The organism is Corynebacterium ammoniagenes DSM 20306 (genome assembly GCF_001941425.1).
GTDB lineage: Bacteria > Actinomycetota > Actinomycetes > Mycobacteriales > Mycobacteriaceae > Corynebacterium > Corynebacterium ammoniagenes.
This window is the reverse complement of sequence record NZ_CP009244.1, coordinates 2667878-2682606: the sequence shown is the minus strand read 5'-3', so window position 1 is coordinate 2682606 and position 14729 is coordinate 2667878. Positions and strand designations below refer to the sequence as shown.

The window sequence follows — 14729 nt, the reverse complement described above, 5'->3', positions numbered from 1 at the left end:
CTACTCCTTGCAGCGGTAATCTGCCAGGCCATGCGAGAAACGAGCGGTTCATCGGGTGTGGTGGGGCAAAGTCTACATGCCTAAACGGCGAAATGGGGTCTTATTAGTGACTGTCCGGTCGGTCTTGTTAATGCTGTATCCAGCAGTAATGCAGGTCGTTGCGTTTGCGGCGCTATGGAAATGTGATTTTCTTTGCTTGAATGGGGCGTGTGAACCCACCTGTAAATATCCAAACTTCCACCCACCGCGGACGCCCGGGATATTCCCGCGACGACGTCATTGACGCGGCCGTGCGCGAATTTAACCAACGCGGCTACGAAGCCACCAGCATGGGCCATGTCGCCAGCGTGCTGGGTATTTCTAAGTCTGCGTTGTATCACCACATCTCCTCGAAAGAGGGGATTTTAGAACTTGCGGTCACCCGTGCCCAAGACGCCCTTGATGCCGTGCTTCAAGAAGCGGCGGAGAGCGATATGTCGGCGGGGGAGAAGGTTCGCGCGCTGATTCGCGGTTCCATCGAAGTGCTGTGCGCTGACCAGGAATCTGTCACCTTGCTGCTGCGCCTGCGCGGAAATTCCGAGGTGGAAAAACATGCCTTGCAACGGCGTCGGGAATTAACCCGTCGTGTCATTCCGCTTATCGATGCCGCCCAGGTCGCCGGAGAAGTACGCTCTGATTTAGATACCGGCGTGCTTACACGCTTGATGTTCGGCACCGTCAACTCCGTAGTCGAGTGGTATGAACCCGGCGGGCGACTCTCGCCGGGGGAGATTGCGCGCCATGCTGAGGTACTGCTTTTCGGCGGCGCTGCGCACAGCTAGTCCCGAACGAGGGTAAGGGTATCGGGGGGTACCGGGGTGCGCGTTTGCTATCAAGCGCTGGGGTTTTCCGCGCGAAAATGCGATGTGGCTAAAAAAGATTTTGAATTGTGTTGCACCTAACACAAACTCTTAGTACGCTTCATTCATGATTTACCTGACCGATTGGTAAGTCAGTAAGTGAATTTCAGCCACCCAGGGCGCTGCGCGCGGACATCTGGTCAGAGTCTGCGACATCTTGAATCCCAAGATCGCGCTGTGGCAAAAATTTCAGATGACATTCTAGATCTCTGCACAGCCAGTGGGAATATCTGGTTCAAGGGTGTGGACCCCCAGACTTCCCGGTTAGAAAGGCATTAACTTGACCGCCACAATTGATATCTTCTCCGATAATAACGGCCCCCAGATGGGCATTGAGTACGCATCACGCGATGAAATCATCGCGCTGCAAACCCAGCGCGCGAAAAACGAGCTGCGCCACGCGTACTACAACGTGCCTCACTACCGCCGTAAGTTCGACGAGGTTGGCGTGCACCCAGATGACTTCAAGGAACTTTCCGATATGGCGAAGTTCCCATTTACTGACAAGTCCACTCTGCGCGCCGAATACCCTTTCGGAATGTTTGCGGTAGGACAGCACCAAATTGCGCGTATCCACGCTTCTTCGGGCACCACCGGCCGCCCCACCGTGGTGGGCTACACCCACAACGATATTAAGGTCTGGTCGGAATTGGTGGCCCGCTCCTTCCGCGCCGGTGGCCTGCGCCCTTCCGATAAAGTCCAGGTGACCTTCGGCTACGGCCTGTTTACCGGTGGCCTGGGCGCGCACTACGGCGTTGAGGCACTAGGTGCCACCGCCATTCCGACCTCCGGTGGCCAAACCGAGCGTCAAATCCAGCTCATGCACGACTTCCAGCCCGATGCCATCTTGGGCACCCCGTCCTACATGCTCACCTTGTTAGATCGCATGAAGAAAGAAGGCATGGATCCGCGCGAGACTTCCTTGCGCGTTGGCGTCTTCGGTGCTGAACCCTGGACCGAAGGCATGCGCCACGAGCTGGAAGAAGGCTTTGGCATCGATGCCACCGACATCTATGGCCTGTCTGAGGTCATGGGCCCAGGTGTGGCGCAAGAATGCATCGAAACCAAAGATGGCTTAACGGTGTGGGAGGATCACTTCTACCCCGAAATCGTGCACCCAGAGACCCTGGAACCACTCCCTGATGGCGAATACGGCGAATTGGTCATTACTACCTTGACCAAGGAAGCGCTGCCAATTATTCGCTACCGCACCCACGACCTGACCCGCATCTTGCCGGGCTCGGCTCGCTCGATGCGCCGCCTCGACCGCATTACCGCACGCAATGACGACATGATCATCTTGCGCGGTGTGAACTGCTTCCCCTCCCAATTCGAAGAAATCATCACCGAAGACCACCGCCTGCGTCCTCGCTACCAGTGCGTGCTGTCGAAGAAGGGCCGCCTCGATCACCTGACCTTGTTGGTCGAGCGCGATCCGGAATCCACGGAAAATGACGTGGAAGATTCCACCGAATGGCTCGGCAAGCAGATCAAGCAACGCATCGGCATCTCCGTCGAAGTTGTTGTGCAAGACCAAGTTGCCAGCGGCGACGGCAAGGCCAAGCGCCTTGTTGATAACCGCCCGAAAGAAAACCACTAATTCCCCCACGACGTCCCCGGGCGCTTAGGCGTTTGATGACGACGACACTGACCCACCGACACTCTGTCGCCGAAATTCCGGAGGTTTGTAGGACATGACTGCTTCTACAACTTATAACCCACCACAACCACCAACCGCAGGCATGACCGCTGAACACAAACGCGTGCTTGCCGGTTCCATGGTTGGAACCACCATTGAATGGTTCGACTTTTTCATCTACGCCCAAGCAGCAGGACTCATTTTTGCTGCACAGTTCTTTGACCCCGTCAGCAATGCGAACCCCTCGCTGGCCCAGATCATCTCGTGGGCGTCGCTGGGTATTTCTTTCCTCTTCCGCCCGCTCGGCGCAGTCTTAGCCGGTCACCTCGGTGACCGCATGGGCCGCAAACCCGTACTTGTTATCACCTTGCTGGGCATGGGTGCAGCCACCATGTTGATGGGGCTTTTGCCGACCTATCACGCCATCGGCATCGCCGCCCCCATCTTGTTGGTGCTGCTGCGCATCCTGCAAGGCATGTCCGCTGGCGGCGAATGGGGCGGTGCCGCACTGCTGACCGTGGAGCACGCCCCACACGGTCGCCGCGGATTCTTCGGCGCCTTCCCACAAATCGGTGTGCCCACGGGCATGGCGCTAGCCACCATCTTCATGCTGATTTTATCCAGCATCTTAACCACAGAGGAGTTCCTCGCCTGGGGCTGGCGCATCCCCTTCCTCTCCTCGGTCGTGCTGATCATCGTCGGCTACTTCATCCGCCGCACCGTGGAGGAATCTCCCGCCTTCGAAGAGATGCAAGAGCTCAAGAAGGATTCCTCCGCACCTTTGGCCGTGCTATTTAAAAACCACTGGGCCACCGTGCTCAAGTGCGCCCTGATCTTCGCCGCCAATAACGCCATCGGCTACTTCGTTATCGCGTATTTCATCTCCTACGGCACCAAGTACATCGGCTATGAACGCACCGATGCCCTCGCCGTAGCGCTCGCCGGCGCCGCCGCCTGGCTGGTCTCCACCTTGTACTTCGGCAAACTCTCCGACCGCGTCGGCCGCAAGCGCACCTTCCTCATCGGCTATATCTTCCTCGCCATCTGGTCCGTGCCCATGTGGTTGCTCGTTGACACCGGCAATGTTGCGATGTTCTACCTCGCCGTTATCGTCGTCGGCTTCTTACTCGGCCCTACCTACGGCCCGATGTGCGCACTTTTTGCTGAGATGTTTCCCGTTAAGGTGCGCCTGTCCGGAGTATCCATCGGTTACGCCATCGGCTCGATTATCGGCGGCGCTTTCGCTCCGATGCTCGCAGAAATTCTCTACACCACCTACAACACCTCGATGGCCATTGCCGCCTACTGCGTGGTCATCACTATTATCTCGCTGATCGGCGTACTCCTTGTGCCCAAGGGCATCCAGGACAAAGACCTCCACGTTTAGCCTTTGCTTATCGATGCCCCCGCGCAACCTTGCGCGCCGTCTTCTTAGCAAAAGGCCCGACGCCTGCCAACGTTGCTGAGGCAGGCCCGGTCCAGTTGCCATAGCCAACCAAGTAGAGTCCCTCTACCTTTGGTTGGCTATTTTTATCGAGCAGATTTCGAAACGGCTTGAGCACCGGCCGAAACCCCGTCGCCCAAATCAGGTGATCGACGTCGAGCTCATCGAGCGAAGAAAACATCGGCTGCGCATACAGCTTGCCCTCATCGCGCGCCTTGCGCACCGGCGGAACGACCACGATATCGCCCTGAATCTTTCGCTCGGATTCTCCGTCCGGCTCCCTAGTTCCTAGGATCTGCTGCCGCGCGCGTTGAAATAACACGCGACCATCGACATCATCGGGCAACCAGTGCGGCTCTTCCCGGCTAAACCACCGCGTGGCAACACCAGCGTTGAGCAAGTCTGCGGCAATCTGCGCGCCGGAATCCGAACCGCCGACCACCGCGACTGTGGAACCAGCAAACTCGTCTGGCCCCGGATAATTGCGCGCATGCCACTGCGTGCCAGCAAACTCCCCTGGGTAAAAGGGCACAAACGGTGCATCCCACGTGCCCGTGGCCGCCACCACCGCGCGCGCATGCCACTCCTTGTCACCCGCGTGCACGCGAAACACTCCGTCATCCACGGAGACATCTTCGACCCGCACCGGCCGGATAATCGGAAAATCATAGCGGGCTTCATAGTCTTCTAAATACTCCACCACGTGCGAGGCCGGCGGAAAGCCCGGATAGGACGGCATGGGTTTACCAGGCAGATTCGAGGCATCCGCTGGGCTAAATAACGTCAAGGACGGCCAGGTATCTGGCCACATGCCACCGGCGGAGTCATGTGCGTCTAACATCACAAACTCCACGCCGAATTTCTGCAAATAATAGGCCGTGGCCAGCCCCGATTGCCCCGCGCCCACCACGATGGCGTCCCAGATTTTCATACTCTCCCCAGTCCTTTTCCATGCTATGGTCAATTCGCGTCAAACTTGCCAGCCGCCTTTAATCTCAGCCTGCTAAGTTGTGTGGATCATGATCTCAACTTCGACCCGACCGTCTTCGACCCGTCCGTCACCGGCTGCTCCTTCGTCACGCGCTGTGTCAGCACCGCTTGTAATTACCCTATCTATTGTGGTGATCGCATTAGTGACGCTCGGCAAGCCTTTTGTTGACATCCCCGGGCTCGTCGATGGGCCAGCGCACGCCGTCCGCAGCATCGATACCAAGCTTTTCGATGGCTTCGACCGCCCCAACTATTGGTACGCCCCCTGGACTAACTCCTTGGGCAATATTGCCCTCTTTGTGCCCTTGGCCGCAGGGCTTTATGCGCGCACCAAAAGCTTTTTGCTTGCCGTGGGGGCAAGCTGTGCTGCCTCGGTGGGGATCGAAATAACCCAGTACGCCTTCGCACTGGGTTATACCGATATCGATGACCTTTTCTTCAACACCATCGGCGGCGTCTTAGGCGCCGGATTACTGGTTGTGATTCCGCGCCGCGAGCACCCCGGACTCATGCGGCTTACCGCAGTATTGTTGAGTCTGCTGCTGGCCGGCATGACGGTGCTGGGGCTGCGCTATCACCTGTAAGTAAACGCCTTTAGAAGACGGAGTCGTTCCACCAGCGGCGCTCGGGAAGGCCTGCGCGGCCACCTTCATCATCAAGCTTGATGCCGACGAACTGGTAGAGGTTGACCACATTGTGCTCAAAGCCCCACTCAGATCCTGCCATGTACATGCCCCACAACTTAGCGGTGGGAAGCCCGACTAATTGCACGGCGCGGTCCCAATTGCCCTTCAAGTTCTCGCACCAATCGCGCAAGGTGCGCATGTAATCAAAGCGCAGCGATTCGGTGTGTACGACCTCAAAGCCAATATCCTGCATGGACTTGGTAATTGTGCCCGAGCCCGTGAGCTCACCATCGGGGAAGATATACCGGTCAATAAACGTACCCTTGGCGGTCTTGTGATTGTCCGGGTAGGTAATGCAGTGATTGAGCATGACGCCGCCTTCGTGCAGCTTGTCATGCATAAAGTTAAAGAAGTCCTTGTAGTTATCCACGCCGATGTGCTCGAGCAAACCAATCGCCGAGATGCCGTCAAAACCGGTTTCGGTCACATCGCGGTAGTCCAAAAAGCGCACTTCTGCGAGATCGCCCAAGCCTTCTTCTTCAATCTTGGCCTGCGCCCAGTCTGCTTGTTCGCGCGATAGCGTCACGCCCAACGACTTCACGCCCTGGCGTGCGGCATAACGGACCATGCCGCCCCAGCCACAGCCGACGTCCAAGTGAGTATCGCCAGGTTTGAGATTGAGCTTGTCAAAGACCAGGCGGTACTTATTTTCCTGCGCCTCATCCAAGCTGGCATCTTCTTCTGGGTAGTAGGCACAGGTATAGGTCATGGCCTCACCCAAGAACAACTCATAGAAGTCATTGCCCACGTCGTAGTGGTCGGAGATGACCTCGGCGTCGCGTTCTTTCGTGTGACGCGATAGCCCACTGCGCAACTTGCGCTCAATCCACGAGGAACGCTCTACCTCGGGCACCGGCTGAACTTGGATAGCACCCATGGAGCCCAAAGAGCGCAAGATTTTTGCCATGGTGGAAAAATCCGGCTTTTGGAACTGGGCGTAGAGATCGCGCAGGGAGTCGAAGATGCCATAGGGGTGCGCGAGGTGCTCTCCTTCGACGGTGAGGCCTTCGGTGACAAAAGCACGCGCGAGGCCGACATCGCCGGGGTTGGTGACGATATAGGACAAGCCTTCGGGGGAGTTAATGTTTACGGTGTACTTCGCCTCGGGGGATCCAGCAGTCGAGCCGTCAAAAGCCTTCCAGTAAAAAGGGTTTGGGGTCTTGATCATTGCATCGATGATCTCGCCGACAGTCATCGGTTGAAACGCGGTACTCATCGCTAAATCCATTCCTTCATCTAATTATGGTTATTGATATATGACTATGAAATTGTGCAGGGGGTTTTCGTCCCCGATGGGCGTTTAGCCCATCGGGCTATGCCCCAGTGACGGTCTTTTCGTACAGCCCCGGAAAGCGCTTATCCGGGTCATAGACCTGCTTGAGTGCCTCGGGCAGCTTGCCGCCATAGAGCTGTTCAAACTCTTCGCGGCTATAAAACGCCTCGGAGTACAGCGACTTATGCCCGCCCATCTCCGAGACACGCTGTTCAATCACCCGGTTAAACGCGCCGGGCTCAGCATCCGCAGAGACATGGTCACCGGGCACCGCCGACCAGAAACCAAAGTTAATCCAGGTGGTTTCCGGATCCAGCGGATACAGCGGCCACGGCACCGTGGCATCCTTGGTCTTCTCACCGGTGCCGATAAGCTCCGTCGACTTGGAATTTAGCTTGATCGGGCACAGCCACACCGGCTGGATATCGCAGGCGTTGAAAAACCAGTCCAACCATTCTGCAATGTGGTCGACGGTGACTTCGACGTCTTGCACCACGCGCTCCCGATGCGGCTCGCCCTTGCGCTTATTAATCAGGTTGTGCTCGACATCGTATTTGCGATCGATGCCAATTAACTTCCAATAAAACGAGCTGCGTCGCAGCTCCCGCGGCCACAGCTTGCGCACCGCCGGTTCCTGCGCGCCAAAAGCCCGCGAGCACCAGAACCAGTCGGTATCCCAGCGCCAGATATAATCGCGGATGGTCAACCGGTCGCGCTTGATACCTTCCGGGTGGTGCAGCGAGCGGTAGTAAATCTCATCCCGGGTGTAATCAGAGACCGGGCCCGGCTCATCGGTCGCTACGGCTAAAACCAGGTAGGACTCATCGGCCGAAAAAGACACCCCGTCGATGCCGTGTAAGTCCTTGCCCTCAAAAGTCTGCTCATTAACGTAGCGTGCCACCGCGTCTTGGTAGCTTTCCAAGTCATGAAAGCGCACGTGGTTGAGCTCAATAAAATCCGCGACTTCTTCCAGCTCAATTTTCAAACGCACGGCATAACCCAACGAGCCATAAGAGTTGGGAAACGAGCGAAATAGGTCCACATTCTGAGTGCGCGAGCAGGTAATAATCTCACCCGTGCCGGTTAAAATATCCATTTCAAGAACGGATTCATGCGGCAACCCATTGCGAAAGGAGGTCGATTCCACGCCCATTCCCGTCACCGCGCCACCCAAAGTAATGGTCTTGAGCTGCGGGATAACAAAAGGCGCCAGCTTATACGGCAAGGTCGCATCCACCAGGTCCTCATAGGTGCACATGCCTTGGACCTCGGCGGTGCGCTCCACTGGGTCAATTTCAATAACCCCAGCTAGGCCGCTGACATCTAAACCAGCCGAGTTGCCCTCGCGGCCACGAAAGAGATTCGAGGTCTTTTTCGCCAAACGCACACGCTGGCCACGGGGTACGGCGTCAAAGCTAGCTTTGAGCTTATCGATGCCCTGCTGATGGCGATACCACCCCACGGGGACGATCTCTTCCGCATCCACACTGCGGCGTTGAACTAGTGACCCCAGGGCATTAGTCACATTGCCCCCGATATTCAGCAGACTTTGTGAAACACTCATGTGAGGCCACTTTAACCTCTTTTGTGTCGCCTCGCCTATCAAAGGGTCAATATTGACCCAAAGAGGTGAAAAACTTCAAGCTTTTAGCAATTCTCGCGCGCCGGCGCGGAAGTGGTTTTCGCTCGAAATCACCGTAAAGGCCGTGCTCGCGGTGAATTGCGCGGCGAAAAAAGTCCGCGCGATGGTGAATTTTGTCACCACCGCTAAATCAATTTGCGCTCGCGCGCGACGGTCACCGCCGCGGTGCGGTTGTCCACGCCCAATTTTTGATAAATGTGAATCAGGTGCGTTTTCACCGTCGCCTCGGAGATAAACATCTGCTTCGCCAACTGCTTATTCGACGCGCCGGTCGCAAGCGCCTGCAAGATTTCAATCTCGCGTGCCGATAGCGATTGCTGCGGCCGGCCCACGCGCTCAGCCAGCAGCCCTGCGACTTCCGGCGAGAGGGTGCGGCGGCCTTCAACGGTGGCCACGACGGCATCGTGAAGCACTTGCTCGGGGGAGTCTTTGAGCAAATAGCCCAATGCCCCGGCTTCGACTGCGGCGATAATATCGGCCTCGGTGTCATAGGTGGTCAAAATCAATACCGGCGGCCCACCGGCATCGCGCACGCGCCGGGTTGCAGAAATCCCGTCCATGCCGGGCATCTGAATATCACAGACCACCACATCCACCGCCAGTGATTCCGGCGCAAATAACCGCTCGACATCTTTGCCGCTGCGGCCTTCGGCCACGACTTCAATATCGTCAAAAGAATCCAAAATAGCCCGTAGCCCTGCGCGCACTACCGGGTGGTCATCGATGAGCATGACTTTAATCGTCATCTACTTCTCCTTCTCACTGGTCAACGGCAACCGGGCCGCCAAAGCCGTACCGCCCTCGGGTTGGGATTCAATACTCAAGCTGCCACCAAGGGCTGCAATCCGCCTGTCCAATCCTGCCAGTCCGAAGCTACCCTCCGGCGAGGTTGTATCCATGCCGACGCCATCATCGACGACATCAATGGTCACGGCATCGGCAAAGACGCTTAAGGTCACCACCGCCGTCGAGGCGTGGGCGTGTTTGACCACATTAGATAACCCTTCTTGCGTGCACCGAATAGCGGCGGCGGCAATCGGCTGCGGAATAGTCGCGGTGATATCACCGGCAAATTCCAGGCGAAACTCCGTCTTTTCCCCCAGCGCGGCGCCGCGCTCACGCATGCGCGCTAGTGTTCCCCGCAACGCATCCGGCAACGACTCCTGCACATCCGGCGAGGCCAAATCGCGGACAAAGCGCCGGGCCTCGGCCAAATTATCCACCGCGACGGATTCAATCGTGGCCAATTGTGTCTGCGGATCCTCCGAACTTTTCGCCGCGCGCGCCAATAGCACAATGGAGCTTAACCCCTGCGCGACCGTGTCATGAATCTCGCGCGAGAGCCGCTCACGTTCTTCCAAACGGCCTGCTTGATGCTCACTGGCAGCGAGTTCTTCCTGCGTGGTGCGCAATTGCCGCGCCACCGCGCGGTGATGCTGCACCTCGGCGTGCAACGCCCGGTACGCAAAATAGATAGCCACCGCTAAAGCCGTGCCAATCAACGGACCAATCGCCGCGGCCAACGCCCACGACTCCGGATGCAACCACAACGGCACAAACGCCGCCGCCACCCACAGCCCGGCCACCGTTACAAGCGCGGGCACCAAAGCCAGGATGTGCAAGGTCAAAAACACCAGCGGAAATTCCAGCCACAAAAAATCCTGCGAATGCGTCAATAACACCAGCCACAACACGATGATGCCGGCCAGCCACCCATATTTCGCCCCCACCGAAATGGCTTCCCGCCGCTGAGCCCGGTGGCGCTCCACGACAGTGCCCGCCACATATAACAAAGCCAGCGCCACGGACAAAAGCGGCACGGCGTAGTTCAAGGGGGCATCGAAAAGCGAGCGCAGCACACCGAAACCTAAAAGGAAGGCAAACATGACATGCAAGCCCACCCGCAGTCCATCGAGCACGCGCAATAAGGGATTTAAATCCGAAGTACTCACCTTTCCCAGGCTAGTGCGAATGAGGGTGGACGAGGAATCAACCAGACGGTTGATTGCGAAACCAACCGGCGACCCGATTACTTAATGACCTGCGCAAACCACAATAGAAGTCATGTTCTTAAGTCTTCGAGATATCGCATTCGCCCGCGGCCGGTTCGCCATGATGACCGGCGTCGTGGCCATGATCACCCTTCTACTTGTCATGTTGTCTGGGCTTACTGGCGGCCTAGGCAAGCAAAACACCTCCGCGTTGGAAGCACTCAACCCACAAGGGGTCGTGTTTACCTCCGAGGAACCATCCTTTACTGAATCAGCTGTTACCGCGGAAGATATCAGCGCCCACGACGGTGCCACCCCACTGGGCGTGGGCCAAACCCGCATGGAAGTCAACGACACCGCCGCCGGCATTGGCCTGTTCGGCCTACCGGAAGGCACCACTATTCCGGGCACGGACGAAGCCGTCGACGATGGAATCGCCATCCCCGAGACCACCGCCGAGGACCTAGACCTTGCTGCCGGCGACGAGGTCAAGCTCGCCGGCCAGGACCAAATCATCTCTGCCATCGTGCCGGATATGTACTACTCCCACTCACCCGTGGTGTGGACAACCACCCAAAACTGGGCCGATATCACCCACGCCCCCGCTGATGTACGCGGTACGGTCTTGCTCACCTCCACTGACGACGGCGATGCCGTCAGCCTCAAGGAATCCTTCAACGGACTAGCTTCCTACTCCTCGGAGCAAGGCTCCTTGCTGACGATGCAAGGCTTCCTGTACGTCATCTCCGCCCTGGTCACCGTGGCCTTCTTATCCGTCTGGACCATCCAACGCACCCGTGACCTATCCATCCTGCGCGCTTTGGGCGCTTCCGGAAACTACCTGCTCAAAGATGCTCTCGGCCAAGCCGCTGTCATCTTGACCATCGGCGCTGGCCTCGGCGGCCTGGTCGGCTGGGGCTTAGGCGCTCTGGCCTCCGGTGTCCTGCCCTTTGAACTCAGCGCTGCCACCGTCCTTGCCCCCACCATCGGAATCTGGCTGCTCGGCATGCTCGGCGCCCTGCTCGCTACCCGCAAGGTATCTCAAACTGACCCCATGATTGCTCTTGGAGGAAATGCTTAACATGAAAAACGACACGAACTACGCACTGAAGATTTCCAATGCGACCGTTATCTACCCCGACGGCGAAAGCACCGTCACCGCACTCGATAACGCCGACCTTGCCACCAAGCCGGGGGAAATGACCGCGATTGTCGGAGAGTCCGGCTCCGGCAAATCCACCCTGCTGTCTGTCGCCGCAGGTCTGGTCAGTCCTAATTCCGGCAGCGTGGAAGTCGCCGGCATCGACCTCACCGGCGCCGATGACAAGACCCGCTCGCAGGTACGCCGGGACCACATTGGTGTTATCTTCCAGCAGGCCAACCTCATTGCTTCACTTACGGTGCGCGAACAGCTGTTGATTATGGACCACATCCGCGGGGTGCGCATGCGCCCGAGCCACGCTGATGAATTGCTGGACCTCGTGGGATTGGATGGCATGGGCAATCGTCGCATGGCACAGCTTTCCGGTGGTCAGCGCCAGCGCGTTAATATTGCGCGCGCTTTGATGGCCGACCCCGAGCTTTTGCTTGCCGATGAGCCCACCTCCGCCCTCGACTCCACGCTTTCGCAGGAGATCATGGGGTTGATTGTGCGCTTAACGCGCGAGATGAACACCGCCACCGTGATGGTTACCCACGACCGCTCCCTGCTGGATTTTGTGGACCAAGCAGTAGAAGTCCACGACGGTCGCGTCAATTACGCCGAAGTAAAACACTAAGCACCAACAGCAGAAAACTGCGAGATACTGAGGACATATCCCCCGAACCGGCGCCGGAAGCTCTATGAGCTGCGGCGTCGGTTTCTTGCGCTTAGCTTCGCAATCGCCGGGCTGATCGCGCGTGCAATCGCCATCGCCGTAGTCGGGGCATAACCTGCTGGCGCATTGTCTGCGGGCTGCGCGGCCGCGAGGGCCGCCGCATGCGCGTGCAGTGCCACCGCGGATAGCAGCGTGCGCTGCATCGAATGCTGCGCTGGCCGCGGCGCTTCGGATTGCTTTGCGCGGTGGGCGACTAACGCGCCGATAATACCGGCGAGCACATCACCGGAGCCGGCCGTTGCTGCGAAAGAATTACCGGTATTAACACTGACGGGTAACGCCTGGGGCGAAGTAATCGTGGCAATTCGCCCTTTCAGCAGGATATGGCAGCCCCACTGATCACTGAGTTCTTGCTGCGAGCCACCCAGGCGCGCAAATTCCCCGGCGTGCGGGGTCAGCACCGCGCCGCGAAGCTTATCGTGGAGATGGTCGTGCTGGGCGATTAAAGAAATGGCATCGGCATCGATGACCACGGGCAAAGACGTCACTAAAATCTCTTCGAGCTCTGCTAATGCCGCATCATCTGTACCGCGGCCAGGGCCGACCACCCATGCATCCACGCGCCGGGCAGAAGCCACATCGCGGGCAGGGACTACCTCGGGAAACTCCGTGATATCACCGAGGGTCATCACCATCGACGAGCTCATGTGCAGCGCACCTGCCGTACACATGATGCCCGCGCCGGGAAACTGCTCACTACCCGCGGCAATACCGGTAACACCGTGGGTGTATTTATTATCAAAAATCCCCGGTATCAACCTCGGCAGCGGGCCGGTAGTGGCTAGGTGGTGGACATCGTCAGGTAAAGGCTGAGTCCACACATCCGTGGTGCGGCTGGGCTCAAAGCTGGTATAGCCCACGGGGGCATGCTTGTCGATGGCCGCCTTGAGCCCAATATCTGCCACCACCACCTGCCCGCACTCGGGATGGTTGGCATGTGGGGTGCGCGCATGGCCAAAGGTGATTGTGGCATCGGCCAGCACGCTGCGCTGCGTTCCACAACCGGTGGGGCAGTCAATGGCTAAGACCTTATCCCCGCGATCGACTAACGCGGCGACCTCAGCTGACACCTCGCGCGAGGCCCCCAGGCCGGCGACGGCATCAATGACCAGGTCGTAGGTTTCGTCATCGTCGGTATCGGCGCCGGTATGCACGACCCCGCCTGCGGCTTGAAAGGTGGCTAGCGCTGCTTCATGCGCGCGCTCGGCAACCAGCACCGCGTGCACCGTGTGCCCGGCTAGTGCTAGGTGCGCGCCGGCAAAAAGCCCATCGCCGCCATTGCCACCGGGACCGGCAATAACCAAGACCTGGCCTGTATCCGGCAGCATCGCCACCGCAACCCCCGCGCACGCCTGCGCGGCCTTTTTCATCACCGCATCCGGCTCGGGCTCGGCAGCTAAGACTTCTTGCTCTGCCGCGCGCGCGGCCTGGAGCGAATAAACGGGGCTTAATGCTGACACGTAGGGCACCAAAATACTTTCCGACCTTCCAGAATCTGCGAGACCACCGGCGTATTGCACACATAACACGGCAAACCCTCGCGCCGATAGACATAGACCTCACCGCCGTGGTCATCTTTGCGGGGATCACGCCCCATGGCCTCCGGGGTGTGCTCTGGCGCCACCGTATCAATTCGGCCCGCCACCACGCCGTAATTCATCAACTCCACCAGGTCCTGCCAGATGGCGGCGAACTGCGCATCCGTAAGCTCATTGCCGCGGCGCGAGGGCAAAATCTGCTGGCGAAATAGCACCTCGGTGCGATAAATACTGCCCACCCCGGCAAATAACGCCTGGTCTAATAACAACGAGCCAATCGTGCGCTTCGACCGCTGCACTTTCACACGCAGCGGCTCCGGGTCGGTGTCGGCAATCAGCGGATCAAAACCCACCTTCGCCAGCTGCGCGTCGTATTCTTCCTCCGTAATTAACCGGCACCACTGCGGACCGCGCAGATTCGCCGCCTGTTCGCCATTAGAAATATGCAGCCGAATCTGCCCGCGACGCGACTCTGGGTCTTCAAATAAAAACTGCCCGATAAGCCCTAAGTGAATGTAGATGATGTGGGCGGGGGAGGGGGCATCGAAAAGCAAGAAAAGATGCTTGCCAAAAGCCTCCGCGCGCTCTAAGCGAAACCCATCTAACTGCTCTGCCTCGGTGGCAAAACGCCCCTGCGGAGAGGAGACCTCAAGATCCATTCCGCGGAAATCTTGATTAAACGTGTGGGCTAAACGGTGAATGACGTGACCTTCAGGCATGATATCTAGTTTATAAGTTTTCCGGTACATT

Annotated in this window: 13 protein-coding genes; 6 read left to right on the top strand and 7 right to left on the bottom strand. The window is 58.1% G+C overall.

The window, feature by feature from the left end:
• The first annotated feature begins 200 nt into the window (after positions 1–200).
• The 3 genes from CAMM_RS12275 to CAMM_RS12265 all read left to right on the top strand — a co-directional run bounded on the left by CAMM_RS12275 (position 201) and on the right by CAMM_RS12265 (position 3925).
• On the top strand, positions 201–821 hold the full coding sequence (locus CAMM_RS12275) for a TetR/AcrR family transcriptional regulator (RefSeq protein WP_003846885.1): 621 nt from the start codon (positions 201–203) through the stop codon (positions 819–821).
• 403 nt (positions 822–1224) lie between these two features.
• Complete coding sequence (locus tag CAMM_RS12270; RefSeq protein WP_415270373.1) at positions 1225–2499, top strand: AMP-binding protein; 1275 nt, start codon at positions 1225–1227, stop codon at positions 2497–2499.
• Positions 2500–2593: 94 nt separating this feature from the next.
• The gene (locus tag CAMM_RS12265; RefSeq protein ID WP_050759852.1) at positions 2594–3925 is read left to right on the top strand and encodes an MFS transporter; all 1332 of its coding nucleotides are present in this window, start codon (positions 2594–2596) and stop codon (positions 3923–3925) included.
• Positions 3926–3932: 7 nt separating this feature from the next.
• On the opposite strand, the gene CAMM_RS12260 is transcribed toward CAMM_RS12265, so the two are convergent.
• A complete protein-coding gene (locus CAMM_RS12260) occupies positions 3933–4913 on the bottom strand; it encodes an NAD(P)-binding domain-containing protein (protein ID WP_003846880.1) in 981 nt (326 codons plus the stop codon).
• A gap of 187 nt (positions 4914–5100) precedes the next feature.
• Here CAMM_RS12260 and CAMM_RS12255 point away from each other — a divergent pair, with 187 nt between their 5' ends.
• Positions 5101–5556, top strand: coding sequence for a VanZ family protein (locus tag CAMM_RS12255; protein ID WP_003846878.1), 456 nt, complete (start codon positions 5101–5103; stop codon positions 5554–5556).
• Positions 5557–5566: 10 nt separating this feature from the next.
• Here CAMM_RS12255 and CAMM_RS12250 read toward each other — a convergent pair whose 3' ends face one another.
• The 4 genes from CAMM_RS12250 to CAMM_RS12235 form a co-directional block, all read right to left on the bottom strand.
• On the bottom strand, positions 5567–6874 hold the full coding sequence (locus CAMM_RS12250) for a class I SAM-dependent methyltransferase (protein WP_040355193.1): 1308 nt from the start codon (positions 6872–6874) through the stop codon (positions 5567–5569).
• 97 nt (positions 6875–6971) lie between these two features.
• Positions 6972–8495 (bottom strand): FAD-binding oxidoreductase, encoded by a 1524-nt coding sequence (locus tag CAMM_RS12245; RefSeq protein ID WP_003846875.1) that lies wholly within the window; start codon positions 8493–8495, stop codon positions 6972–6974.
• A gap of 203 nt (positions 8496–8698) precedes the next feature.
• Complete coding sequence (locus CAMM_RS12240) at positions 8699–9319, bottom strand: response regulator (protein ID WP_003846874.1); 621 nt, start codon at positions 9317–9319, stop codon at positions 8699–8701.
• Entirely contained in the window at positions 9320–10459 is a 1140-nt protein-coding gene (locus tag CAMM_RS12235; protein ID WP_077715844.1) for a sensor histidine kinase, read from the bottom strand.
• A 178-nt stretch (positions 10460–10637) separates the two neighbouring features.
• Between CAMM_RS12235 and CAMM_RS12230 the strand changes: the two genes are divergently transcribed.
• Both CAMM_RS12230 and CAMM_RS12225 read left to right on the top strand, forming a co-directional pair.
• Positions 10638–11645: an FtsX-like permease family protein gene (locus CAMM_RS12230; protein ID WP_003846868.1), complete on the top strand. Its 1008-nt coding sequence runs from the start codon at positions 10638–10640 to the stop codon at positions 11643–11645.
• Positions 11638–12342 carry an ABC transporter ATP-binding protein gene (locus CAMM_RS12225; RefSeq protein WP_003846866.1) on the top strand — a complete coding sequence of 235 codons (705 nt, stop codon included), beginning with the start codon at positions 11638–11640 and terminating at the stop codon, positions 12340–12342. Before CAMM_RS12230 ends, CAMM_RS12225 begins: the two co-directional genes overlap by 8 nt.
• 62 nt (positions 12343–12404) lie before the next feature.
• Here the strand turns inward: CAMM_RS12225 and CAMM_RS12220 are convergent, their stop codons facing one another.
• Positions 12405–13901, bottom strand: a complete 1497-nt coding sequence (locus CAMM_RS12220) for a bifunctional ADP-dependent NAD(P)H-hydrate dehydratase/NAD(P)H-hydrate epimerase (RefSeq protein WP_003846864.1) — start codon at positions 13899–13901, stop codon at positions 12405–12407.
• Positions 13889–14698: an Fpg/Nei family DNA glycosylase gene (locus tag CAMM_RS12215; protein WP_040355184.1), complete on the bottom strand. Its 810-nt coding sequence runs from the start codon at positions 14696–14698 to the stop codon at positions 13889–13891. The genes CAMM_RS12220 and CAMM_RS12215 overlap by 13 nt, the downstream gene beginning before the upstream one ends.
• Between the last annotated feature and the right edge of the window lie 31 nt (positions 14699–14729).